23 protein-coding genes are annotated in these 25,478 nt (G+C 36.3%); 8 read left to right on the forward strand and 15 right to left on the reverse strand.

Annotation, left to right across the window (positions count from 1 at the left end; genetic code table 11):
• Positions 1–16 precede the first annotated feature (16 nt).
• The 8 genes from BN990_RS17315 to BN990_RS17350 all read right to left on the reverse strand — a co-directional run bounded on the left by BN990_RS17315 (position 17) and on the right by BN990_RS17350 (position 8,431).
• Positions 17–1,510: a tripartite tricarboxylate transporter permease gene (locus BN990_RS17315; RefSeq protein WP_021290448.1), complete on the reverse strand. Its 1,494-nt coding sequence runs from the start codon at positions 1,508–1,510 to the stop codon at positions 17–19.
• A gap of 15 nt (positions 1,511–1,525) precedes the next feature.
• Positions 1,526–1,930, reverse strand: a complete 405-nt coding sequence (locus BN990_RS17320) for a tripartite tricarboxylate transporter TctB family protein (RefSeq protein WP_021290447.1) — start codon at positions 1,928–1,930, stop codon at positions 1,526–1,528.
• A gap of 50 nt (positions 1,931–1,980) precedes the next feature.
• Positions 1,981–3,057 (reverse strand): tripartite tricarboxylate transporter substrate-binding protein, encoded by a 1,077-nt coding sequence (locus BN990_RS17325; protein WP_021290446.1) that lies wholly within the window; start codon positions 3,055–3,057, stop codon positions 1,981–1,983.
• 113 nt (positions 3,058–3,170) lie between these two features.
• Positions 3,171–4,634 carry an alpha-ketoglutaric semialdehyde dehydrogenase GucD gene (gucD, locus tag BN990_RS17330; protein WP_038245882.1) on the reverse strand — a complete coding sequence of 488 codons (1,464 nt, stop codon included), beginning with the start codon at positions 4,632–4,634 and terminating at the stop codon, positions 3,171–3,173.
• Between the two features lie 58 nt (positions 4,635–4,692).
• Positions 4,693–5,625 (reverse strand): 5-dehydro-4-deoxyglucarate dehydratase, encoded by a 933-nt coding sequence (gene kdgD / locus BN990_RS17335; RefSeq protein ID WP_038245883.1) that lies wholly within the window; start codon positions 5,623–5,625, stop codon positions 4,693–4,695.
• Between the two features lie 14 nt (positions 5,626–5,639).
• Positions 5,640–6,368, reverse strand: coding sequence for a FadR/GntR family transcriptional regulator (locus tag BN990_RS17340; RefSeq protein WP_038246139.1), 729 nt, complete (start codon positions 6,366–6,368; stop codon positions 5,640–5,642).
• Positions 6,369–6,684: 316 nt separating this feature from the next.
• Positions 6,685–7,818: an MFS transporter gene (locus BN990_RS17345; protein ID WP_038245884.1), complete on the reverse strand. Its 1,134-nt coding sequence runs from the start codon at positions 7,816–7,818 to the stop codon at positions 6,685–6,687.
• Between the two features lie 58 nt (positions 7,819–7,876).
• Complete coding sequence (locus tag BN990_RS17350) at positions 7,877–8,431, reverse strand: TetR/AcrR family transcriptional regulator (protein WP_021290441.1); 555 nt, start codon at positions 8,429–8,431, stop codon at positions 7,877–7,879.
• 373 nt (positions 8,432–8,804) lie between these two features.
• Here BN990_RS17350 and BN990_RS17355 point away from each other — a divergent pair, with 373 nt between their 5' ends.
• Entirely contained in the window at positions 8,805–10,301 is a 1,497-nt protein-coding gene (locus BN990_RS17355) for a glycine betaine uptake BCCT transporter (RefSeq protein WP_021290440.1), read from the forward strand.
• Positions 10,302–10,700: 399 nt separating this feature from the next.
• Entirely contained in the window at positions 10,701–11,564 is an 864-nt protein-coding gene (locus BN990_RS17360; protein ID WP_021290439.1) for an AraC family transcriptional regulator, read from the forward strand.
• 142 nt (positions 11,565–11,706) lie between these two features.
• Here the strand turns inward: BN990_RS17360 and BN990_RS17365 are convergent, their stop codons facing one another.
• The 3 genes from BN990_RS17365 to BN990_RS17375 form a co-directional block, all read right to left on the reverse strand.
• On the reverse strand, positions 11,707–12,399 hold the full coding sequence (locus tag BN990_RS17365; protein ID WP_038245885.1) for an ABC transporter permease: 693 nt from the start codon (positions 12,397–12,399) through the stop codon (positions 11,707–11,709).
• Positions 12,400–13,248, reverse strand: coding sequence for an ABC transporter ATP-binding protein (locus tag BN990_RS17370; protein WP_038245886.1), 849 nt, complete (start codon positions 13,246–13,248; stop codon positions 12,400–12,402).
• 165 nt (positions 13,249–13,413) lie between these two features.
• On the reverse strand, positions 13,414–14,364 hold the full coding sequence (locus BN990_RS17375; protein ID WP_021290436.1) for a response regulator transcription factor: 951 nt from the start codon (positions 14,362–14,364) through the stop codon (positions 13,414–13,416).
• A gap of 774 nt (positions 14,365–15,138) precedes the next feature.
• On the opposite strand from BN990_RS17375, the gene BN990_RS17380 reads away from it, so the two are divergent.
• The 5 genes from BN990_RS17380 (at position 15,139) to BN990_RS17400 (ending at position 20,444) form a co-directional block, all read left to right on the forward strand.
• Entirely contained in the window at positions 15,139–15,498 is a 360-nt protein-coding gene (locus tag BN990_RS17380) for a Na-translocating system protein MpsC family protein (RefSeq protein ID WP_038245887.1), read from the forward strand.
• A 212-nt stretch (positions 15,499–15,710) separates the two neighbouring features.
• Positions 15,711–16,739, forward strand: a complete 1,029-nt coding sequence (locus tag BN990_RS17385) for an NAD-dependent formate dehydrogenase (protein ID WP_038245888.1) — start codon at positions 15,711–15,713, stop codon at positions 16,737–16,739.
• 258 nt (positions 16,740–16,997) lie between these two features.
• A complete protein-coding gene (locus tag BN990_RS17390; RefSeq protein ID WP_038245889.1) occupies positions 16,998–18,308 on the forward strand; it encodes a spore germination protein in 1,311 nt (436 codons plus the stop codon).
• A gap of 1 nt (position 18,309) precedes the next feature.
• Entirely contained in the window at positions 18,310–19,377 is a 1,068-nt protein-coding gene (locus BN990_RS17395) for a GerAB/ArcD/ProY family transporter (protein WP_038245890.1), read from the forward strand.
• Positions 19,374–20,444 (forward strand): Ger(x)C family spore germination protein, encoded by a 1,071-nt coding sequence (locus BN990_RS17400; RefSeq protein ID WP_038245891.1) that lies wholly within the window; start codon positions 19,374–19,376, stop codon positions 20,442–20,444. The genes BN990_RS17395 and BN990_RS17400 overlap by 4 nt, the downstream gene beginning before the upstream one ends.
• A 927-nt stretch (positions 20,445–21,371) precedes the next feature.
• Here the strand turns inward: BN990_RS17400 and BN990_RS17405 are convergent.
• From BN990_RS17405 to BN990_RS17420, 4 genes are all read right to left on the reverse strand, one after another.
• The gene (locus BN990_RS17405) at positions 21,372–22,325 is read right to left on the reverse strand and encodes an NAD-dependent epimerase/dehydratase family protein (protein WP_038245892.1); all 954 of its coding nucleotides are present in this window, start codon (positions 22,323–22,325) and stop codon (positions 21,372–21,374) included.
• Between the two features lie 69 nt (positions 22,326–22,394).
• Positions 22,395–22,916: a TetR/AcrR family transcriptional regulator gene (locus BN990_RS17410; protein ID WP_021290433.1), complete on the reverse strand. Its 522-nt coding sequence runs from the start codon at positions 22,914–22,916 to the stop codon at positions 22,395–22,397.
• Between the two features lie 145 nt (positions 22,917–23,061).
• Positions 23,062–23,364, reverse strand: coding sequence for an NADPH-dependent FMN reductase family protein (locus BN990_RS17415; RefSeq protein ID WP_021290432.1), 303 nt, complete (start codon positions 23,362–23,364; stop codon positions 23,062–23,064).
• A gap of 412 nt (positions 23,365–23,776) precedes the next feature.
• Entirely contained in the window at positions 23,777–24,190 is a 414-nt protein-coding gene (locus tag BN990_RS17420) for a MarR family winged helix-turn-helix transcriptional regulator (RefSeq protein WP_021290431.1), read from the reverse strand.
• A 148-nt stretch (positions 24,191–24,338) separates the two neighbouring features.
• Between BN990_RS17420 and BN990_RS17425 the strand changes: the two genes are divergently transcribed.
• Positions 24,339–25,472, forward strand: a complete 1,134-nt coding sequence (locus tag BN990_RS17425) for an NADH-dependent flavin oxidoreductase (protein WP_038245893.1) — start codon at positions 24,339–24,341, stop codon at positions 25,470–25,472.
• The last annotated feature ends 6 nt before the right edge of the window (positions 25,473–25,478 follow it).

The raw sequence follows: 25,478 nt of genomic DNA on the forward strand, positions 1-25,478 counted from the left end.
CCTTCATTTCTTTGCGTTAGATGGCAGTAGATTTTTTTGTTCTTCGGTTATCCACGATCGCATAGATGATCGAAACAGCAATTAAGAGCCATAATCCCAATGCAATCGGGCCTTTCGTAAAAAAGATCGTTAAATCTCCTCCACTGCCTTTTAAACTATCAATAAAGTACTTTTCCAATTGACCTCCTAAAATGAAACCAATCAAGAATGGTGCAACTTGTATTCCAATTTTCATAAACACATATCCTGCCAAACCGAATAGTAGCAGTGTCCAAACATCAAACATGACACCATTGTTAATGGCATAAGAACCTACAACGCACATAACAATGATAATCGGATAAATGATATATTTCGGAATATAAATAATCTTTGCCATATATTTAATCGAGAAGAACATCAAGAAAAACATGATGATATTTGCCATGATAAGCGCATAGATAATGCCATCCCATAAATCAGGATTTGTCGGAATAAATAATGGACCTACTTGAATTCCCTGTAATAAAAATGCTCCGACCAAAACCGCGGTTGTACTGTCCCCAGGTATCCCTAACGATAACAAAGGGATCAATGCACCACCGATTAGACCATTATTAGCTGATTCACTTGCGATTAATCCTTCTGGTTCACCTGTACCTAACTTTTCAGGATGCTTCGAAAAGTTTTTTGCTTGTGAGTAAGAGGAAATTGAAGCAGCACTTCCACCAACCCCTGGCAGCATACCAATAAATGTACCGATGATCGAGGAACGAACCGTATTTATCAATTGACCATTAAAAACTTTAAACGTGAAACGATTTTTCTTATCTTTTTTGAAGTCAAAATTCTGATGGGGCGAAGCTTTCATGCCTGTTTCAGATTCCTGAAGAATTTGGGCAATTGCAAATAACCCGATCAATACTGGGAGAAGAGAAAAACCATAAACCAATTCTTCTTCAAATCCAGGGGGAATAAGTCTCATTTGATTGTTATCAGCAAACATCCCAATCAAACTCAAATACACACCGATGAATCCACTAAATATTCCTCCTAACAAGCTTCCTTTTGAAATCGATGCGATGACGGTCAGCGCAAAAACGATAATCAGGAATTTTTCAACGGATGAAAATTTTATTGCAACAGAAGCGAGCACTGGAGCAAAGAAATATAAAATGATCAAACTGAAAAAACCACCAATAATCGATGCCGTTATCCCCACTTTCAATGCTTTTTCCCCTTCGCCTTTCTGAGTCATTGGATAACCATCAAACGTTGTAGTGAGAGATGAAGGCGTACCAGGAATGTTTAATAAGATCGCCGGGACTAGGCCGCCGCTTATCCCACCTACATACAAACCAATTAATAAAGCAATCGAGTCAACCAGGTCCAATGTATATGTGATTGGCAGGAAAAGGGCAATCGCCATGGTTGCGGTCATTCCCGGAATTGATCCAAAAATAATTCCCATGAAAACACCTAGAAAACAGAGCAAAACTGATAGTGGGCTGATTATTTCAAACATGTCCATTGGATACCACCCTCCTTATGGTAAAGTAATATCGAACAGCTGGCCGAACAAATACCAGATGATCAATGATGTAGAAAGTGAGTTAGTTAATGAGACAAAGATCGATTTCTTTTTGATATCACCAATGAATAGTAAACTAATCAAAAACATAAAAAGGATGGTCGCAAGCAAAAATCCAATTGATTCAAGGACAAACGCATACGCTATTAATAACACGAGGGTTCCAAAGAATTTCAGTTTGTCATAGTTGTCGACGAAAAATTGAAAATGAAACTCCCTCAACCTTCTTTCTTTTATTCTTCTGATGACATTGAGAAACAACATCAACACCGCTAAAAAAATCAAAATCGTCAGCATAATGTTCGGAAAGATAGTATGGTATTCACTAAATTTCAATTCAACCGTAAGCAGACCTTTCAATGGTTTCACCTCTTCTATAAGCATCTGTTTATTCAGACGGACTATTTCAATTAATTGGTAATATTGTCCAAGCTTGGCGCCTTTTTGATAATTTTTTGGAAGGTCTCCCTCTTTTCCAGTAAATATTCCTCAGCTTTATCAGCTGGGATGTACTTGGTTTTATATGAGTTTTTAGCTAAGTCTTCCGCATATTCTGGGTTTTCTTGTATTTTGGCTACAGCATTGTTTAACTTTGAAGCAAAGTCTTGATCAACATCTTTTGGCATAAGGAAGAAAAATTCCTTATCAAATACGAACTCTTTGCCATCAACTTTAATCCCTTGTTCCGCAAAAGTAGGAATTTCATAGCCTTCTACCCGTTCACCAGCTGTAATACCAAGAAACTTCATTTTAATTTCATCATCTACTCCATCTTTGACATATTCGCTGTTGCCGCCTATGGAACCGTTAATGATATCTGCATTCCCATCCCATAGTGCCTGGTTCTTATCTTCTTGAGAGCCTGTCACATAAGCTTTTATACGATCAGAAACTTTCGTTCCGTATTTTTCTTTCACCCAAAGATAATAACCGTTGAACGTGATCTCTGAGACTCCACCTGATTCAATTGCTACAGTGATCGTTTCGTCGGGGTTCTGTTTTAGCCACTCTGCGGATTCTGCCATTGTGTCATATGGTGCACCTCCTTTTGCTAGGAAGGCATTACCTGGGTTGACAGATACAATTGGCCCAATTGTCCAATTTTCCAACTTGTTATTTTCTTGAATACTTCCATATTCAACCCCTAAATACGACATGTCATGAAAAAACATGATTGTACTTCCATCATTCCTTGCTTTTCCTAACTCCTGAAAAGCCCTGACGGCGCCTACTGCATCCACTTTAATATTGGTCTTTAAATTATCTTCCAAATAACGACTAATCGTATCGGCATTTTGATATGTATCCCCACCAGTTGACGTTGAACCGATCACTAGTCTAATCCTTGAAACATCGACTTCTCCCTCATCGTTTGAACCAGAAGCCTTATCGCCGCAAGCAGTTAAACTGAGCATGAGTATAACGATCAAAAAAATTATTAAAGAATTCTTCATCTTATTCTCTCCCATCCGAATTTGTAATCGCATACATATAACTCCAATACGTTTCATTATCCTTTTAAAAACATATATAATATAAAAAATAAATGTGAATAGAAATATGTCTGCCGCCAGAAGTTCCAGCGGCAACCATTCTTTTCTTATTTCGTTAAAACTGTTTTGATCGAGGTGAAGAATTCTATTGCTGCTTGTCCCTGTTCACGAGAATGAGAACTTGAATTTTTCATTCCACCGAATGGAGCCTGTAATTCAACACCTGCGCTCTCTGCGTTGATTCGAACAAGTCCCGCGTCGATATCTTCTATGAATGTTAGCATCTTCTGTATATTAGACGTGAAGATAGAGGCGCTTAAACCGAACTCTACATCATTTGCTATATTCAATGCTTCCTCCATTGTGTTCACTTTCATGAGTGTAATCACAGGACCGAATATCTCTTCCTGTGCTATTGTCATCGATGTAGTGACATTCTCAAAAATCGTTGGTTGGATGAAATGGCCTTTTTCAAAGCTACCTGCTGTCAGCCTTTCTCCACCAATAACAAGGGAGGCACCCTCTTTTCTCCCTTTTTGAATATAGGAAAGAACTGTATTCAACTGACGCTCATTGACAGCTGGTCCCATCCAGACCCCTTCCTGTAGACCATCTCCTACTATAATCTCATTGGTTTTCGCGACCAGCTTTTCTTTAAACCGGTCATACACATTCTCCAATACAATTACTCGGCTTGTAGCAGTACACTTTTGTCCTGTAGACCGAAAAGCCCCACTGATCGTTGCTTCGACAGCTTGATCAAGATCAGCATCTGCATCTACGATGACTGGGTTTTTCCCGCCCATTTCCAGCTGATATTTCGCACCTCTTGCTAATGCTGTTTGACCAATTTGCTTCCCTACCGTATTAGAACCAGTAAAAGTGATACCGTTAACATCAGAGTGATTAGCTATTCCTTTGCCAATAACATTGCCAGGGCCAGTTACCATGTTCACGACGCCCGACGGAAAACCAGCCAATTCAAAACATTCAAAAACCTTAGCGCATGTTACTGCCGCTTCAGTTGCTGGTTTCAGGACAATAGAATTACCATAGATTAAAGCAGGTGCCGCTTTCCAAATTGGAATCGCAACAGGAAAATTCCATGGAGTAATAATTCCAACAACACCAAGAGGAGCTCGTGTTGTAAACATCAACGCTTCTTTGTCGGTTGAAGGGATGACATCTCCTACTTTCCGTAAACCTTCTCCAGCATAATAACGAAGAATTGCTACTCCACGTGCTGTTTCACCTTTTGCTTCTGGTAAAGTTTTACCCATTTCCCTTGTCATAGATTCTGCAACTTCATCTATCCTACTTTCAAGAATGTCAGCTGCTTTGTATAGATACTTCCCTCTTACATCTCCAGAAAGTTTCTTCCATTCCTTCTGTGAATTCTTTGCAGCAGCCACTGCTTTGTCTAAATCTTCGTTACTCGACTTCGGTACATATCCAACAACTTCTTCTGTATTTGCCGGATTTCTGTTTTCAGTCCATTCATTTTTACTTGATTCAATCCATTCGCCATTAACATAGTTTAAATAACGCTTGTTTTGCGTATTAATAGTCATAGTTCGCCTCCTGTTAAAATAGAATTTATTTTATTGGATTTACCATAAAATAGCTTTGTTAAGGGTGCGTCAACTTATTAGCAACAGGATACATTTCAAATGCCTTGGTTAATACTTTTTCAAGTTGTTGGTAATGTTCTTTTTCTACCGGTACAATCGGTGGTCTTACAGTGTTAGCAATAGGCAATCCGATAATTTCCATCCCTGCTTTTATCAAAGAAACAGCATAGCCTTTTCTCTGTTTTCTAATGTGGTTGATTGGTAGAATTATATTTTCATATAATGCTTGTACTTCCTCCTTACGATCATTCAATAGTGCTTCGTAGAATCCCCTTGAGATATGTGGAATATAATTTGAAATTGCGGAGGAATACGAATGGAATCCTAAAGGTATATAGGCTGGCATAGTTACTTCCGCCATCGGCATGCCATTCAACCAACCTAGACGGTTTCTAATCGTCTGGGTAAGTTCAATATTAAGATCCATATTACCGATGCCATCTTTCAGTCCTACAACTTGAGGAAATTCTATTAACTTTCTTAATGTATTAAGATCGAGAATCGCATTTGCTCGTTGATACACGATCGCGTTCAGATCCGTGCTCAATATAATTGATTTATAATATTCATAAAGTCCTTCCTGCTCTCCTGCAATTAAATAAGGAGGAAGCATTAAGTATCCATCAGCTCCATACTTAGCAGAAATCTGAGCTTTTTCCAGCGCCTCAGATAAAACACCGCCGACGCCAGTGTAGACCGGTACTTTCTTCCCCGCAACAGAGGTAGCTAATTCTACCATTCTTTCATACTCTTTCAGGCTTATAGCATTAAACTCACCCGATCCACAAGCAATAAAAATGGCTTCCAAATGATTCTCCAATAAGAACTCGATATTGCGACTTAACGCTTTTTCATCAATGTTTCCGCTTTCATTAAATGGGGTAATCGGAAATCCTAAAATGCCTGTCGGTGCCTTTCTTTCAATTGTCATCCTTTTCATCCTTTCTATTTTTTATCAAGATCCGAAGAGAGCCTCGCTTCATGCCGAGCTAAGATTCTCTTTCTTGCATGATCCAAATGCCGGTACATACATATGTAAGATTCAATTGGATCTCGTTTTTCCAAGGCAGCATAAATTTCTTTGTGTTGTTCGATCGTGTATGCCTTATCTCTATCCTCTGGAGGAATAGTCTCTTGTGTCTGATCAATCATGTTTAAAAGCGGGTCAATTATCCCTTCAATAATCGGATTGGTTGCACTGTAAGCTATAATTCGGTGGAACTCTTTATCTAGTTCAATCGTGCTTCCTTCCTGTGCTTCCATCTTCTCCATGTTTTCTTTCATCCTTCTCAAGTCATCATCAGTAATCTTTTCGGCTGCAAGTGTGACAAGCCCCAGTTCCTGTACTATCCGTGTCTCAATAAAAGCTTTGATATCTCCTACTGATAACGACAGCATAATTTTAAAAGGCTTGCTTCCAATTTTATTCGTAAAGTACGTTCCTTCTCTCGTCTTCCTGCGGACAATTCCAATAGTCTCTAGCGAACTGATCGCTTCCCGCAAAACAGGGCGGCTGACCATGAACATGTCGAGCAACTCCATTTCTGAAGGGAGCTTGTCCCCTGGTTTTAATTGACCACTCAATAATAATTCGATGATCTGGTCAATTACCTGGCTTGATAGCGTTTCTCTTTTTACAGATTTTATCTTTAATTGATCCTTTGTTTGGCTCATCATTTCCCTACTTTCTCTTTTCTGTTTAATGATCGGTTCACCATTTTAAATATCTTGTTGTTTCGTCTAATTGTAAGACAAATAAAATATTCTGTCAATTAAAATATTCAAATTATTTATTTGTCTGACAAATAAATAAAAATAGACTGGATTTTAAATAAATCTAGTCTTTGTTATTCTTTCAATTCAATTTGGTTTCATGTTCGTTCTTTTCAAGCAAAAAACGTAAAGAAAGCATCTTTATTAAGTTGCCAAGCTATAGGAATTGGTCTCTAATTCTACCTAGAGTACAACCAACAGCCAAGAACACTCTTCCTCACTCTTTTTTTGGGCCCATCAGGATAGCTGCCATACCAACCAAGCCATAAATGATAAAGGTTGTAACATAACCCCATGCTCCAATAAACCAGCCAGCGAATATGGAGCCAATTACTTGCCCTACTGCTAAAAGTAAAAATGGCACGCCAATACCTAACGATGCATTTGTGAAAAAAACACGGATCCCCCACACAAGAAGAACTCCGGTTAAAAATATATAGGCGCAACCAAATATTCCAGCAGATATATACGACATAAACCAATTCCCTGATGTAATGGATAGAATAATGGAGGATGAAGCGATAGACATCCCCCCTAATTTATAAACAAATGGCAGCCCTTTCCTTTCAACTAACGAACCGGAAAACCCTCCTAGCACGCCAAATAATCCAATGACAATCCAAAATCCAGATAGCTGCCAATCACTATAATTACCGGACACCTCAATAAAAGATCTGGAAAACGTCCAAAAAGCGGCCGTAGAAAATCCTAATGTAAGTGATGCTAAAATTAAAGGATTGGATCCTTTAACTCCTCTTATGGATAAATTCCCCTTTTTTAACCTTAATTTCGGCGGTTTCGTACCTGCTTTAGGTATTGCTTGGAAATTCCATATCACGATTAGCAGGGTCAAAATAGCATAGATGAAATAGGTCAGTCTCCAATCCGATGTTAAAAAAGACGCTCCTACTCCAGATAGGGCAATACCAAAACTTGTTCCTGAATTAATCCATGTATTTGCTTTTCCTTGCTTATGCTCTTTAATCCAAAGTGATATTGCCGCTCCATATGGTGGAGAAACCAGGCCGGTGCTTCCTCCAGCAAATAAGACACCTAAAGCTAGTACCCATACATTCGTTGCGATACTGATTAGCAGCAATCCAACAAAGGCTGATAACCCTGCTGAAATAATCATCCTCCTCGGCCCTTCTTTTGTAGTAATCACAGTAGATAAAATGATGGTGAAGCAGTAGGCTAAATAGAATAGGGATGAAATAATTCCTGATACTAACTCAGTCATTTCAAGTGACTTATTTACCTCAGGAAGAAGCAACCCAAAACTAAATCTTGCTAATCCATAAGTGACAGCAATCATAGTAACTCCAGGTAAAACCAACCTTAAAAATTTCATATACTTCATCCTAACGTTTTATTATATAGAACGACCTTTCTAATTTATATTAAAAAAATTACGATGTATGTTGGACTAGTGTCCTCGCCATCGCAATAGAATATTCCGTCGCTTTCTCTGCGCCAATCAATGTTGTCATGGAAGTAGTTCCTTCCAGCAATAATGTAAATTGATTAGCTAAATCCCGTTCGTTATCTTTTCCTTTTCTTTGAGCCAATAGCTGAAAATATTGAAGTAATTTGGATTTGTGTCCTCTTGCAATATTTTCAATCTCATTATCCGTCCCTGCATAATCTTCTATCGCTCTTAAAAACATATCTCCTTTGTAGGATTGTTCTTTTAACCAACGTCCATGTGCCTCAACAGCAAGAATGAAAGGAGAATCTGAATCCATTTCTACATGGGAATCCAAATATGACCAATAACGTTCTTCCCGTTGTATAAGTACTTCTTCGACTAAGTTATCCTTGGAAGAAAAATGATTATAAAGCGTCATTGTTGCTACATTCGCTTCGCTGATAATTTGCTTCAATCCAACCCCACGAAATCCATGCTCATAAAATAAACGTTCAGCTACTTGAAGTAGTATATCCTTTTTTGTAGATCGACTCATATGATCAACTTCTCCTTTTAGATAGAACAACCTTTCTACATTTAGAGTATCAATTTCCTGTACTAGCGTCAAATATTTCCTTAAAAATAGGCTACAACAGGAATCCCTTTTTATTTTCTCGACCTTTCATTAGATAAATAAAGTACTCTAAAAACCCTTAATGGTTGATTACTTTATTTTCTTATGTTAAGAATTAGAAAGGTCGTTCTATATATTTAAATGGAATACTTCAGGTAATAGGATAGCTGTTTTTAAAAGGGAGGATTTTTTTCATAACGGGAACACATTTATCTTTAATATCATTAAATTAGCTGTTATCCGTTAGCCGATAGAAGCATGAAGTATTATATAAGTTTTGAAAGGGGAATAATTTGTGATTAAAGTTGGAAAAGTATTTTGGATATCTTTGTTTATTTCAGCTATTTTTGTTCTATGGGGAGTGATAGCACCATCTAATTTAGAGCTAATTACTTCTGAAGTTCAATCGTTTTTGACTTCACAATTTGGCTGGTTCTATATTGTTTCTGTCGCTATATTTTTAATTTTTTCTATCTATCTTATTTTTAGCCGCTTTGGGAAGATGCGGTTAGGGAAAAAGGAAGATAAACCAGAATATAATAAAATAACATGGTTCGCTATGTTATTTAGTGCAGGAATGGGTATAGGAATTATATTCTGGGGAGCTGCGGAACCTCTTGCTCACTTCGCGTCACCTCCTGAAGCAGAACCAGAAAGTGTGGATGCTGCTAAAAATGCTCTTCGTTTTTCTGTGTTTCATTGGGGGTTACAAACTTGGGGTATCTACACAGTTATCGCATTAGCTATCGCTTATTTCAAGTTTAGAAGAGGTGCACCCGGACTAATTAGTTCTACCTTTCAGCCTCTACTAGGAGAGAAAACAAACGGCTGGATTGGAAATGTTATCGATATTATTGCAGTATTTGCCACTATTTTTGGAGTTGCAACCTCTCTCGGTTTGGGAGCTTCGCAAATTAGCGGTGGGGTATCATTTGTTACTGATATAGAAAATACGTTTAGTACCCAGCTCATTATTATTGTTATTGTAACGGTTTTGTTTATGTTCTCGGCTTGGTCAGGGATAAGTAAAGGAATCAAATACTTAAGTAATACCAATATCATTTTGGCAGTGTTACTTCTTGGTTTAACTTTAATCCTTGGACCAACCACATTTATACTCAATACGTTTATTTCTACTTTAGGAGACTATGTTGAATCATTCGTATCACTTAGTTTTCAAACAGGGTCATTTGATGATAATTTTAATGGTTGGGTTCAGCAATGGACTGTTTTCTATTGGGCTTGGTTTATTGCATGGTCTCCCTTTGTAGGAACCTTCATTGCTCGTATCTCTAAAGGAAGAACCATTCGAGAATTTGTAATTGGCGTATTGTTTATCCCAACTATTTTTTGTGCGTTATGGTTTGTTGTTTTTGGTGGATCTAGTCTATTTCAAGAAATAAATGGCATAAATACTGGTCTGACGGAGTTAGCCCAAGAAGAAACATTATTTGGTTTATTCGAATCATTCCCATATGCCCCAGTATTAACCATCGTCGCCATACTATTAATTAGTACCTTCTTTATTACGTCTGCCGATTCTGCAACCTTTGTTTTGGGCATGCAAACGACAAACGGTAGTTTAAATCCGCCTAACAAAATAAAAATGATATGGGGCGTTATCCAAGCAGCAACTGCTTCGGTATTACTCGCATCTGGCGGACTGGGGGCATTACAAACAGCATCTATTGTCTCAGCATTTCCTTTCGCCTTTATATTGCTGTTTATGATCGTGTCTCTTGTTAAAGCATTAAAAGAAGATTATAGGAAGGAATCCAATACCAAGCAATAAGCAAATGATTTAATAGAATGAGCAAGATAAACGCAACTAGCTCCTCTGGAGTAGTAATAGTTTGTTATGAAGAAATAGGAAAAAGCCCAATTTTTTCGATAAGAATGTAGGGAATTGGGCTTTATTCTTGGAAATCCTTAACGTAGTAAATCCATATTCTCCTAACAACATCTGGAAAATACATTCCTAACCTTTCGCAAATAAATATCATTTACACTCGGAAATTACTCGACGATCTCAACCAGTGAATAAATCGATGGTGAATAAGAATGTTATGAAAGAGTTAATTAAATAACTATACTAATACATAACAAGAAGTTCCGATAAATCCCGTACTAAAAATATCAAGTAAGGGATCATTTTTAACGATACTATGTACTTGTAAAGGGAGGGAAAAGGATGTTACAAAAATTCAATAGTTTAATGGATTACATTGAAACGCATTTAACGGATGACATCTCTGAACAAGATATATCAAAAATTGTAGGGATATCTAATTACCATTTTAAAAGAATGTTTTCATATATGGCTGGAATGTCATTGAATGCGTATATCAAAAACCGAAGATTATCCGTTGCAAATGTTGAATTAATAAACGGAGAAAAAGTGACAGATATAGCCTATAAATATGGATATCAATCTATAGAAGGATTTTCAAGAGCCTTTCGTGAATGGAGTGGTTTTTTACCATCAGAAGTAGCTAAAAATAAAATTCAAAAATCATTTCCCAAATTTACATTCTTTATAGATATAAGAGGAGGAATATCGATGGAATTCAAAATGGAAGAAAAAGAGAAGTTCAATATTGTAGGTGTATCGAAAAGAGTACCCATTCAATTCGAAGGTGAAAATAATGCTATCTTGGAATTAGCCAAATCCATTACCGAACAACAAAGAAATGAAATGCATCAATTAGCTGATTTATATCCTCACCACGTTTTGAATGTATCTTATGATTTTGATGATGGTTACTTGGAAGAAAAAGGTTATTTAACGCATATGATTGGGTTTGCAACTACAAAAGAAAATCCATTCGATGATCTAGAACAGATTTCTATTGATAAAAGTTTATGGGCAATTTTCCCTAATCAAGGACCATTTCCTTCTACACTGCAAGAAACGACTGCAAAAATTTATTCTGAATGGTTGCCTTCATCAGATTATCAAGTATCCGATATACCTGGCATTTCTTTTACAAAACACGAAGGTTCACCGGAAAATGTATATAGTGAAATTTGGATGCCAGTAAAAGAAAAAAATTAACAATTAACTAGGTTGATTACCATCGTTACAGAAGTGTCATTCCGTAAACCCGCTCGAAATAATCCCTCTGTCTTTATCAAAATCGATATCTTAAAAAGCAGCCGCATGGTTCAATCATGCGGCTACACTTATAAGATACCTCTTAATCATCCGTCATGGACTTTCGAAAACAAACATACGTAAACAATCCTGCACCGATGATCCAAACAGCCAGTATCCCCATTGGCAGCCAGGAGTTAGTATCATGTATTTCAATTGCTTGCATAACTGGAAACATATCCGTAATTTTAATGGCCATACTGTCTTCTGCAAAACCAAACGCATTTAACATCGGTGTGAAACCGAGTAGGAATATGACTGGCATCAGGTAAGCGGATGTTGCAGCAAGCGACTTTGAAAATAACCCAATACCGATACCAAGCAGTAAAAAGAACAAAAACAGCAAGATTAATCCAACGAATACCCTGAAGTTCAGAAACGGTTCTATGCCAATAATCATCAATGACACAACAAGGGAAATCAATGTTATGAGTCCAGTGACCAGACTTTTACCTACAATAATATCCAAAAGGGAAGCAGGAGACTGTATCAAACCACGCAATGTCTTTTTCTCATTTTCTTCTGCCATCATGGTCATTATACAGCTTGATGTAACCGTTGAAAATGTCCCTCCAACAATTACATAGCTTAACGCCAGTGGAAGCTTATCTTCACCAATGCCGTCGAACATTAACGCAGTGACAATTGGTATTACCGGTAACACCAACAGCATCATGTTCTTCATGAAATCTTTTATGTCTTTTTCAAATATGGCAGATATACGTTGAATGTTCATCTATACCAGCTCCTTTCCGGTCACTTTTAAAAAAATCTGACCAAGTGTTGGATTATCGGTATGCATTGCTTTTACTTGTCCGTTTGCAATTAAGTCCTTTATTTGATTGGCTTTCTCCGGTTGGTTTTCAATGACCAATTGATCACCATCAAAAGTTTCCACATGAAAAGCATGTGTTGAGTATTTATATCGTAGTGCGGCAGGACTATCTAGTTCCTTTAGTTCGCCATTGTGCAAAAATGCTACACGGTCACATAGTTCAGTTGCTTCCTCCATATTATGCGTTGTCAAAAAAATCGTTGTACCGGCATCATTCAGCTTTTGCAGCCCACGGTGTATATGTGCCATATTGGCGGGATCCAGAGCTGATGTTGGTTCATCCAGAAATAACAGTTTAGGCTTATGGATGAGCGCTTTGGCAAGCAGTACACGTTGCTTCATCCCTTTTGACAGCTTCGAAACCGTTTTGGAACGATCATCTTGCAAATTAACCTCCCGCAGGATGACGTCAATTTGATTCAATGATGCACGATATAATTTACAAAATAATTTCAGGTTATCATAGACGGTCAGCCGCTCATACAACGAGCTATTATCCGATAATATCCCAATCTTAGATTTGAAATCGGATGTATCAAAACGCTCTGAATCGATACCGAGCACTTTCACGTCACCAGTAGTTTGCGATAGTTCTCCGGTTAAAATCTTAACTGTTGTTGTTTTGCCAGATCCACTTGGACCAAGCAACCCAAAAATCTCCCCTTGCTTAATACCAAAATTAACATGTTTAATAGCGGTATTTGAGCCAAAAACTTTCTGCATTCCTTTTACTTCAATGATATTTTTCAACTGAAAAACCTCCCTTGATCAACTGCTTCAATCATAGCGGCTGATGCTTGAGGGCACAGTCAAATCCCAATGGAATGTACCAAAAAGAGGGTGAACTGTACTGAATTTCGGTTAAAAAATAACGTTTGAAAGCCCCCTGTACCTGCTATTAAAAATGAACTGTACTCATTTAAGGCTTAATTTCTCTTGAATATCTTGAATTTTGGTTCGCGACAACGGAATAGTCGACTGAATTTTATTATTAATTCTGAGTGAATATGTGTTTTTCGACCATGTAATGATTTCACGTACCTTTTGCAGATTCACAATGTAGGACCGATGACAACGGTAAAAGCCGTAAACCTTCAATTTCTGCTCAACTTCTGCCAGTGTGGCATCCATCGCATATGATTCCTCATTGATGACAATCATCGCCTTTCCATCCTGGCTTTCGATATAGTCGATCTCAGGCGGATCAAATAAAATCATTTTATCATCCACCTTTGCAGAGATCTTGAATAGGTTTGCAGTAGTTGGGAGATCAGTACCCTCCATTTCTGAAGTTACTATGTCCTCTTCATCAATTTCAACTTGCTTCATTCCAGTTTGTTGCAGCTTATATGCAATGTCACCAAGTAACAATGCATGTTCCATGTTGGATACTAAAATGAGTACAGGTGTTGCAACGTCTTTAATTTTTTGAAGCATCGTAATAAAGGTATTAACTGTCCTGACATCAACACCGTGTATTGGTTCATGGAATACCATTGGCTTAACGCCGCTCATATAATATTTTGCAAAATAGATCCGTCGGATTTCCGATTCCGAACACTGATGCAAAGGTTGTTTTGCACAGCTTTGCAGTTCAAACTGTACGAGAATCTCTGGCAACGGCGTGTGACATCCGAACCATTTATGATAAAAGGCGACATTGCTTTCCACCGATATGCGGCTGTACAATCCCTCCTGCTTATCAAAAACCGAGATATTGGAATCGCCGCGAAGGACCCTCATCAGCTCAGCTTGCATATCCGTATCGCTGTAAACAGCTGTCACATGTGAATCGTAGATGGTAAGGGAAAATAAAGGGAGAGCAGCATCGCTTATATTCTCCTGATTAATTGTAAAATCTGCCATTTCAAACATCCTTTCCCTTTCTTTTTACGAAGTTTCAATAAAAGTGACAGCCTGTTACTGGTTCACTTGCTTTTGAAATGGTGGTAAATTTAAAAGAGATTATTTCTACTAAACAATATAGTTCATCGTATTTCACTGTATGTTCTACTAACTTGATATAATGCCATTTTCATTCATCTTAAAACTTCTTATAATATCCATGACCTATATTACTTTTACCATAACAAACCCCTTTAGACAAATAACATCCAAAGGGGTAAAACAGTACCATTATATTTTGTATCTTTGTATTTCCAACTGTCCCCCCAGCTATTGAAGAAATACAAAATAAGTGATTCCCACGATAATCGCTTAGTGAATTTCAATAAATTTCTATAAATACATAGTATATTTAGTAAGATATTTCTTTTTTAATGTACTGCTTAAGTTATCAAGAGATATATTTAAGCTTTATCCCTCTGGTACCATTCGCAAATATGGTACAAAACACCAATCCTTTATAACGATTATGCCTAACCATTCCATGAAAAGTATAACTTGGATTTCTTCTAAGTGCCTCCTTTAATAATAGTCCCTACTTCAATTGGAAAGGCAGTGATTCGGATATAATTTTCTGATCGGATGGTAAGTTTAGTGCCAACATAATTATTGTAATTTTATGAATTATAACCAACTATTGATAATTATAAAGGAAGTAGTATAATAAATACGAAAGTTAGTAATCAAGTAGAACAACCGTTTATTTTGTTCTACCCATTTGTCTTATAAAAGAAGGTGGAAATTACGGCTACCCAACAAATTGAACAACAATTTGCAAATTTAGTAAGATCCTATCGGAAAAAGTATGTTGGCAAAGGTCCAGAGAAAATTAAAGTAATGTTCCAAGGAAATTGGGCAATCGCTCATATGAGTGGAAGTCTAAGTAACATAGAGCATTTTTTTATGCAAAATGAAGATGGATTGAATATGGTTCGGCAAGCTCGCACACAAATGATAAAAGAGTTGTACGACCACATTCAACCAACAGAAATGGAAGAATTAGTCGGTGCAAAGTTTGAGAAACTATTTACAGACATTCATGTCGAAAGTGATGAAGTTATTTCAATCTTTGTCTTTGATCAACAAATAGATTAGATTAACAAATAAAATTCATACATTTACCAATGGCGGATTGGTATAACAGTACTTATGTGCTATTAGCTAACCACCATTCTTCGGGAGACGTTTACCCTGAAGGATGGTGGTTTTTCTATTTTAGGAGGTGGTTTATGTAGTTAATTCACTGATTCAATTAAATTCTTACTAGATTTTACACTAACTGTTTATTACAAAGGAGATCATTTCTTATGAAAATTGTTGCATTATTCCCTGAAAGTGACGCAATCAAAAATGAAAATCAACTCTTAAGTACGAAAAAGGCCTTAGGACTGCAATCTTTTTTAGCAAATAGAGGTCATGAACTCATTATTATTAGTGATGCTGAAACACAATTGGACTCCCATTTAGAAGATATGTCTGTAGTGATAAGTTCGCCTTTTTATCCAGCTTATATCACAAAAGAGCGTATAGAAAAAGCTCCAAATCTTAAATTAGCGATTACTGCTGGTGTAGGATCTGATCATGTTGATTTAGATGCCGCTCGTGAAAATAATATTTCGGTAGTAGAAGTGACTGGAAGTAACATTGTTAGTGTGGCTGAACACGCTGTAATGGACATTTTAATCTTGTTACGTAATTTCCTGGAAGGCCATCGTCAAGCAGTTGAAGGGGAGTGGGACTTGCCCAAGGTAGGCAACCATGCCCATGATTTAGAAGGGAAGACTGTTGGTATCTTTGGCTTCGGACGTATAGGCCAACTAGTTTCCCAACGTCTTCAACCGTTTAATGTTAAGATTCAACACTTTGATCCACTTAACCAAAAGGATTTAAAAGGTTCACAATATGTACCTTTTGAGGAGCTAGTAAAGACAAGCGATGTTATTACTATCCACGCACCATTAACGAAGCAAACAGATAATTTATTCGACCGCGATTTATTAAGCAAAATGAAGACAGGTAGTTATTTAGTTAATACAGCCCGTGGGAAAATCGTTGATACGAATGCCTTAAAAGAGTTAATAGAAAATGGACATTTAGCGGGTTATGCTGGTGATGTTTGGTATCCACAGCCTGCACCAAAAAATCATCCTTGGCGTACGATGCCGAAACAAGGAATGACGGTTCACTATTCTGGAATGACATTAGAAGCTCAGAGACGCATTGAAGAAGGTGTTAAGGATATACTTACAAGGTTCTTTGAAAACCGCCCCTTCCAAACAAAAGATGTTATTGTTGAAGGTGGTAAAATTGCCAGCTCTAGTTACCGTGTGAAATAAATAGAATATCCTGCAAATTGCGGGTAGTACAAGCAAAGCTAAATTACCCGCAATAAAAGGGATCTGAGGAGATACTCAAACTTCTAAAAAGAAATAAAAATTAGCAGACTACAGTGAATATCGAAACATTTAAAACCACTATTTCCAATTAACGTATTATTATAAATCCGAATATCTCCTTATTCTCTTTTATTATCCACATGAATTTTCATATCCTGGTAACCATAATAGTATAAGACTATTTTGAGGAGTATTTTAATGGGGCATCTACTAAAAGAAATAGAAGCTAATTTCTCAGATCAAGATGATTTTTTTATCAAGGAAGAGCAAGTAAATAAAACTACAATCTATCTTATTGGATTTAAAACGCTTATTGATTTAAATAAATCTAAATTATATGTTAAACAAATGGCAGCATCGTCGCCTTCAGTAAAAGAACTTGTCACTAACCTTAGTGACAAGACGAATGTTGATAGAGATCAAATAATTAACTCCATATTAGAAGGTAAGTTAGTCATCTGTTTAAAAAATCCACAACAAAATGCCATTGTCGATCCTATTGCCCACGAGCTGAGAAGTAGCATTGAAGACCCTAAAAATGAAAGTCCTATCCAAGCTGCTATGGATGCCTTTGGTGAAGATATTCATATTAATGTAGGGATGATTCGAAAGAGACTGAATTCAGATCGTTTGTGTCATTACTCCTATCAAATCGGAGATTTGGAAAAACGTAAGATTTCAATGCTTTATATTAAGGGAAAGGCTTCTAATTCTCTTACGAAAAATGTCGACAAACAATTAAATCAAATTAAGTCGGATATTGAAGGAATCGACAGTCTTAATAGGCATTTTGGGAAACGTAGATTTAATCCAGTTAGCCATTTTTTTCCAACTGAACTTCCTACACAAGCTGTGCAATCATTAAAAAAAAACAGAATTATACTATTTGTAGACAATCTCCCTTTCGCTCTCACCTTCCCCCATCTATTCTGGGATATGTTAACAAGTGCCAATGATCGTAACTTTCCTTTTATACTGACATTTATGCTGCGGATTTTTAGAGTAATTGGAGTCATGGCTACGTTGATACTTCCTGCACTATATGTAGCTTTAGTATCCGTAAATCCTGAAGTGTTTAGAACAGATATAGCTCTTTTTACAGCAGAGAGTAGAGAGGGTATCCCTTTGTCAGCATTTCTTGAGACAATTGTAATGGTTGTTATCGTCGATCTAATACTAGAAGCAATCACAAGGCTCCCTAAAAGTGTCGGTCCAACTGTAACAATGGTGGGAGGAATTATATTAGGGCAAGCAATGGTTGAGGCAAAGTTGGTTAGCAACTTATTAGTTATTGTAATCACAGCTGTTGTAATTGCAAGCTCTACAGTAGTTGGCATGCAAAATTCATTATATATTCGATTGCTTAAATATCCAATATTAATATTAGCATCAATCTTTGGCATACTTGGACTATGTGCTGGCTTGGTATTTACAATCATTTATTTGGCAAGTTTAACTTCCAATAATCTTCCTTATATAACCTTTAGTTTGGATCAAAAGGAGGTATAAAGTGACGGTACGTGTACAAATTGGGGTAGTTTTCATTATATTACATTTAAGCTTCGGTTATTTGGTTTATCCTAATCTTATTTATGCTTTGACCGAAGTAGCACATTGGAGGGTTGTTTTACTACAGGGATTATTCCAAATAAGTTTAATTTGGATTTACATAAAAGGGCTGAATTATTTCCCTAAAAATGACCTTGTTGATATTTTTTTGAAAATAGGTAAATGGGCGGGATTTATTTTACTTATCCCATTTGTTATTAACATTATCTTCTTAGTTGCCTTTAATACTCGATTACACACAGATGTTATTAATGAAATATTTCTGTCCCGCACTCCTAATTGGGCCATCTTGTTTTTGATATTTTCTATTTCTGTATATACAGCCATAAAGGGTATAGGAACTATCTTACGTAGCTCGATCCTCATCTTTATTATCGTTGTCCCTTTGGTCCTGTTTAACATTTTTTCATCTGGTATTAATGCTGATGTATATAATGCTCTACCAGCATGGGATTTATCCGTCGATTTCTTAATAGACAAAAAATTTGTTTATATATTGGCATTTTCCTCATTTTTGTTTCTAGGTTTAATGACTTCTGAAATTAAATTGAGATTTGGTCCAATTTTTCTGTCTTGGCTTATTATATTGCTATTCTTACTTTCAGTTGTATACATTCCATTATTTATATTTGGACAAGAAACCGTAGCTAGGTTAGAGATCCCTTTTTTGGAGGCAATGGAATCTGTAGAAATCCGTTGGTTTCCATTTAGTCGGCAAACAATGTTCTTGGGTATATCGTTGGTTGGATTAGTAATACTTGCTAATGCTGTAATGCTATGGTTAATTGGGCGCATTATCCATAAAATGGCTCACTGGAAATTGGTAAAACCCTCTTATTGGATTATTGCTTTTTCTATTACCTCCCTTATCATCGCATTATCCATTACAAGTACTTCATGGGATCAATATATTCCATGGATTGCAGGTATTCAATTATACTCTATGATTGTTATTCCTTTAACCATTTTTATTTACGGTTCTTTTCAAAGAGGAGGCAATAGAGAATGAGGAAAAGCAGGCAAAGTAAACTTTTAATAGTAATGTTATCTATAACATTTCTTTCTGGATGTTGGGATATTAAAGATATTGATAAACGATCTCTTCCTTTGGTCATGGGTATTTCAGGAGGTGGCAGCCAGGGGTTTCAGATTTCACTACAAATTCCAATATCGCAGAAGAGTAGCCAAGAATCTAGGGTTGTCTCAGGAAAAGGCGCAAATCTCACAAGTGTATTGGAACAATTTCGTATGAATTCCGAGAATGCGATAGATTACTCGCAGATACGTTTAATTATTATTCATAGTGAATTCGCTAATAACAGGGACCAAATGGTAAAGCTAATCAAATTTTTAATGGATTTTAAAGAAATTCCATCAAATGTATTGTTAGCCATTACAAATGACAGTGTTGAAAAGGTTTTATCCAACATTAACAATAAATTAGGTGTAAACGCAACTGCCATATATGGCTATTTTAATAAAGGGGATGCATGGGCACCGGAAATTTTTAGTACAGCCATTTGGGAAGTGTATCAAAGCCTATTATCATATACAAAAGATATCCCCATTCCACTAGTTCGCTCAGGAGAGGATACAGTACTAAGCTTTGAAGGATATACTATATTAACCAAAGGAAAAGCCTCGGAAGTTATTGGGCCAAATGAAGGCCATTTAATTAATTTATTTCATAATAATGCTGCAAAAAGAAAATTAGATAGCCTGGACTTCTCTAGTATGATAATAACGAATAGTTCCTTACAAAATAAGGTCTCATTGAAAAATAACATACCGAGAGTTTCCAGTGACTTAATATTAGATATAGAGGTTTTAGAAAAGGATGAAGGAGTTACAAATAACAGAATAAAAGATGAGTATGAACGTCTAATTGAGGAAAGATTTTATCAATTACTTGAAAAAAGCCAAGCAAAAAATATAGATATTTTTGGGTTTGGTCAACAATTTCGGAGTCTAATTCCATACCATGAACTGAGAAACTGGAAAAATGACTATTACCCAAAATTGAAAGTAGATTTTCGAGTTCATGTTAATTTAAATAAAGAGCCTTTAATTAAATAGTATTTCTCATCCAATTTAGTCTAAGAATAATAAGAGTTGACGAGGTACTGGCACTGTCGGGTTCTATGACGTGTATCAAAATGGAGATGTTATGGAGTCAAAACTCAGATAGAAACTTAATTTAGATGAACCTGGAAAAGAAGTTCCCGATTAAATCAGTTGGGACGGGTCTGGTGTGAACGGTCGACTCGTTGGTTGACAAAACCAACGATTTAGCCATCGGCTTGGCAGTGCTCGTGTTTTGCGTGACCGAAATCCTCCTCACCACGCCCGCTCTTTTCAGCGTCGGCGAATACCATGCGATCTTCTACATCCGCTCAGTGCTCTGGTAAAATAAAAGTGATTTACCATTTGTACTAATACCCTCTTTATACCAATACGGTTTAATGTTCCACTACCCGATTCCCTTCTTTAATCTACTTATCAACTTTAGATCTTCTTTTTTCGGACATAAAAACACCCCTTTGGACAATCATATCCAAAGGGGGGAAACGGATCATATGAGAATAAAGTTACTTAATTTGACACGACACCATGCATATCTTCGTCGCCTTTGCAGACTGTGAATAAATAAAGTTGTTCAATTTTAATAAAGCTATTGATTTCCAGTTCTAATATCTTCAAATAAAGTTAGTAAGAAAATCTGTTTTCCTTACGATTGGGGTCTGTGTAAGAACTTAAAGTATAGTGTAGAAACTTATAATCCTATGTATTATATTAAAATTATTTTTAACATTCCTTTTTACTTAGTAACCTTCATGCTTTTCCTTTAAGATTATTCAATGTTGCTAATGAAGAAAAACTAAATGTTTATCCAGAACAGGCATAGTTCTTGTTTGAACTACGCCGATTCCTGAATAAGGTTTAACACAAATCATTTCACCAGCTTTCATCTAAACCATTCTTCTGTTTTACATCATTGAACCTCTAATTTTTTTTATGCATTAAAAGTCGTAACGTTTCTTCAAGGCCTTTTTGGAAGGGAGTTGCATGAACGGGTCCGATACGTTTTTCGTATTTTTCCCCACTTAAAACAAACCCTTCTTTAGTGAGGTACATAATCTCAACCACTTCCCTCATAAACGGGTCAAACAATCCAATTAAACGAATAATACTTTTATTTAAAGGGATGACTATTTTTCTGTTTCCAGTTACCTTACGAGCAATCTGGATAATTTCCTTACCTGATATCAATCCTGATCCAGGTATATTCCAATTTTCTCCATAAGCATCTTCTTTTTCTGCTATATTTATAATCATCATAGCTGCATCTGGTAAATATACATATTCTCGTGGTGTTGCTAAATTCCCAATAAAAAAGGTAACTTTTTGAGCAGCCATTCCTTCCAAGGTGGGTTGTAAATAAGAATTCTGTGAAGTCACACCATAATAATCCGGTAGCCTTACAATTAATGCTTTTGCATTCTTCCATTTGTTACTAAATATTAATTTCTCAAATTTTACTCGTAATTCACCTTTTTTAGTATGTGGCTGTTGTGGATGATTCTCATCCCCCTTCGCAATTTGATGTCCATAAACATAAATCCCATCTACAATAACAATCTTTTTCCCCAGAATATCTGCTGCTTTCATTACACTTTCTCCAAGCAAATGAAGCTTCCCCTCCATTTCTTGATATTTAACGTTGGCACATTGAAATATAACTTCTGCGTCTCTTGCTGCATCAACAATAGATTGGTAATCGAATATATCACCTATTTTGTATGACAACCGTTGATCAAAATCGTGCTCCTTCATTAATAATTTCAATTTATTTTCGGAACGTCCGAAAGCAATAACTTCGACTTGCCTCTCCAGCAATTCTGAAACGATAACCTGACCTGTTCCACCCGTCGCCCCTAATACAATTGCAGTTTTCATAATCTCATCCTTTTTTAATTAGTGATCAATCAATAAATAACATAGTGTGAAAAAACCGATGATAATTCGTCATCGGTCTTGTTCACCACCAATAAGCTCGGGTAACTCTATGAAAAAGGAAATATTACAGAGCATCCCCCTTGCCATAAAGGTCGTGACTTCCCTTTCCCCGTTTGGTATTCCTTTAGATCGAAACCTTTCTAGTGTATAATTTCTAATATTTGATAAGCCTTTTCTCATTGATTTTTGAATGGACTCTTCCATCACCGATAAACCTATAACCTGTAACGCAATTTCATTGGGATTTGATTCAGACAACTCCTCATACGCATCAATCATTTTGGCAACCAGATTATCTTGGTTAGCCTCAACATTTTCAAAAGTCTGAAGGATTCTTTCAAAAGCTCTATCTAACGCAGCGATAAACAACTCTTCTTTTGTTTTAAAAAATTTAAAGACATAAGGTTGAGAAATGCCCGCCTTTTCTGCAATGAGTGCAGTAGTTGTATTATAGTAACCTCTTTTTGCAAAAACTTCCAACCCTGCTTCAAGAATATCTTCCTTACGTTTTTCTTTTTTTGGTCTAGCCATACGGAAACACCTACTCATGTTTATTTATTGATTGATCAATTACATAATAACTAACATGAATACCGAATGCAACTATATGCTTCAAATCTTTAGGGAAAGAAATTTGTATAAAAAGAAGTAATTATGCTCACACTTTGTGTATTTTCTATCTAAGATCTAGCTTAATTGTGCAATATGGGATTTCTTCTTTTGTCTTATTTTCAAAAGGAAAGTTTCTGGAAAAAATAGTGAATATCCGTTTGAGCGAATTTACAAACCAATTTCCCCGGCACTTCTGCTGCTTTTTTAGTCCGAATTCGGTAATCTTAGTCGCCTGACCTCGCTTTACATTATGACATTCAATCACGACTTCTTCCATGATCTCCTTGTAGTTGACGGACATCTCTGTTTCCAGAGCAGAATAAAAACCTACGCGCGCGTTTAACAGTACGACTTTCTTATCTTTCATAAGCTGGCCACCGAACATCCTCATTATATTTAAATGTAAACTCTGCAGTAAACACGTAGTCTCTTACAGAAAAGGAGCATTCAAAAACGAGAATACTTTATTAAAAGTATTATAACGTTTGGAAAAATTTGTACTTAAGATGATGATTCTACAATGATAATGATTCAGTTCCCAATTGCGTTCACATAACCATTTCAAAGTTCACATGACTTAAAATATATAGAAAAACCATAGGCTCTTCACATATATGTATTTCAAATTAAACACTTAGCTATTATTTTAATTGATGGGGGATTTTTAAGTTTTTTTTAAAGAACTTTACTTCACGTCTACAGTAACTGTAATAAGAAAATATTTACTTTTATTAAACAAAATGGAATAGCATTAGGTTATTTCAATCCGTATTGCCGACTTATTCAACAAGCCTTTTAATATTTTGTATATCCTTTTCACTCATTTGAGATCGTAAGCTATTATTAATTACCATTTGCATTTCATTAAAAAGTTCTTCTCCTTTTTTCATGAGAAAGATATCCACTGATCGTTTATCAATTGCATCCGTTTGGCGTTCAACTAACGACTCGCCTCGATGTTGTTCCAGTCTTGTAACTAAGCGTGATAGAGCACTATGACTAAGGCCCACTTTTGAAACTAAATCTGATAACCTCATCTTCTTTTGTTCTGATTGTACCAAGTAATACATAAGATAAAATTCTTTAATCCCTAATTGGAATTGATCTTGAAGTGTATAATCCATTGATTTCAGTATACGGTCGTGATATTTTGTCAGATTAATCCAAGCATTAAACAACTCATTATTATTCATGATAATAACCCTTTCCAATTCTTTTTATTGACATCATTATATCATAAGTTATATTATATGCATGTGCATACAAATGTTTTTTTAGTTTTTTCCCTGAACTAGAATATGATATTTCATGCGCAAACATATGAAAGGAGTGAGAACAAAAATGAATGTGAAATATTCAAGTCTCTTTGAACCATTTACGTTTAAATCTGGATTTCGTCTAGACAACCGCATAATTATGGCACCAATGACAACTCAATCATCATTTGAAAATGGCATGGTCACCACAGATGAATACCTTTATTACAAACGAAGAGCAACTGGCGTTGGTATGGTCATTACTTCTTGTGCTCAAGTGATGGAGAACGGAAAGTTTCCAGGTTCACTTAGTGTGTCTTCAGACAAACACATCGAAAGTCTATCTAAATTAGCTGAGTCAATAAAGAGTTGTGGAACGAAGGCTATTTTACAGATTTTTCATGTTGGGAGAATGGGAATGAGCGCAGCAATTGGTGAACAAACGGTAAGCGCCAGTGCTATACCTGCCCCCCGAAAGGATGCTGAGACACCAAGAGAATTAAGCACTGAAGAAGTTCATGAAATGGTTAAGGCATTTGGAGAAGCTACTCGAAGAGCAATTGAAGCAGGATTTGATGGTGTTGAAATTCATGGAGCTAACACTTATCTAATCCAACAATTCTTTTCTCCACATTCTAATCGCAGAAATGATGAATGGGGCGGAACATTAGAAAAAAGAATGAGATTTCCTTTGGCAGTGGTCCAATCAGCAAAAGAAATGATTGACACTTATTCCAAAAAGCCATTTTTGTTTGGATACCGTATTTCCCCAGAAGAGATTGAAGAACCGGGCATTACCTTAGATGATACCCTTGCATTAATGAGCAAACTTAAAAAAGAAGGCTTAGATTATATCCATGTATCTGTTGGAGATGCGCAGCAGTCTTCCATTCGAAATAAAGAATCTAAGGATGCCGTACTAGCCAATATTCAAGAAGAAATTGGACAAGATATACCTTTGATAGGCGTTGGTAAGATTCAAACTCCTGATGATGCTTTAAACACTCTGGAACTTGGGCTTCCATTAGTAGCCATTGGCAGAGGATTACTCGTTGAGCCAGATTGGATACGCAAAATTAAAGATGGTAATGAAACCTCCATTCGTACTGAAATCAAACCAAAAGATTATAAAGATTTATATTTCCCTGATGCGATGTGGGAATATGTTCAAAGTCGACCTGGCTGGCTGCCTTTTTCTGAAAGCAATCCTAAAAAATAAGGAGTT

The sequence above is a fragment of the Virgibacillus salexigens genome, assembly GCF_000723585.1.
Taxonomy (GTDB): domain Bacteria; phylum Bacillota; class Bacilli; order Bacillales; family Amphibacillaceae; genus Virgibacillus; species Virgibacillus salexigens.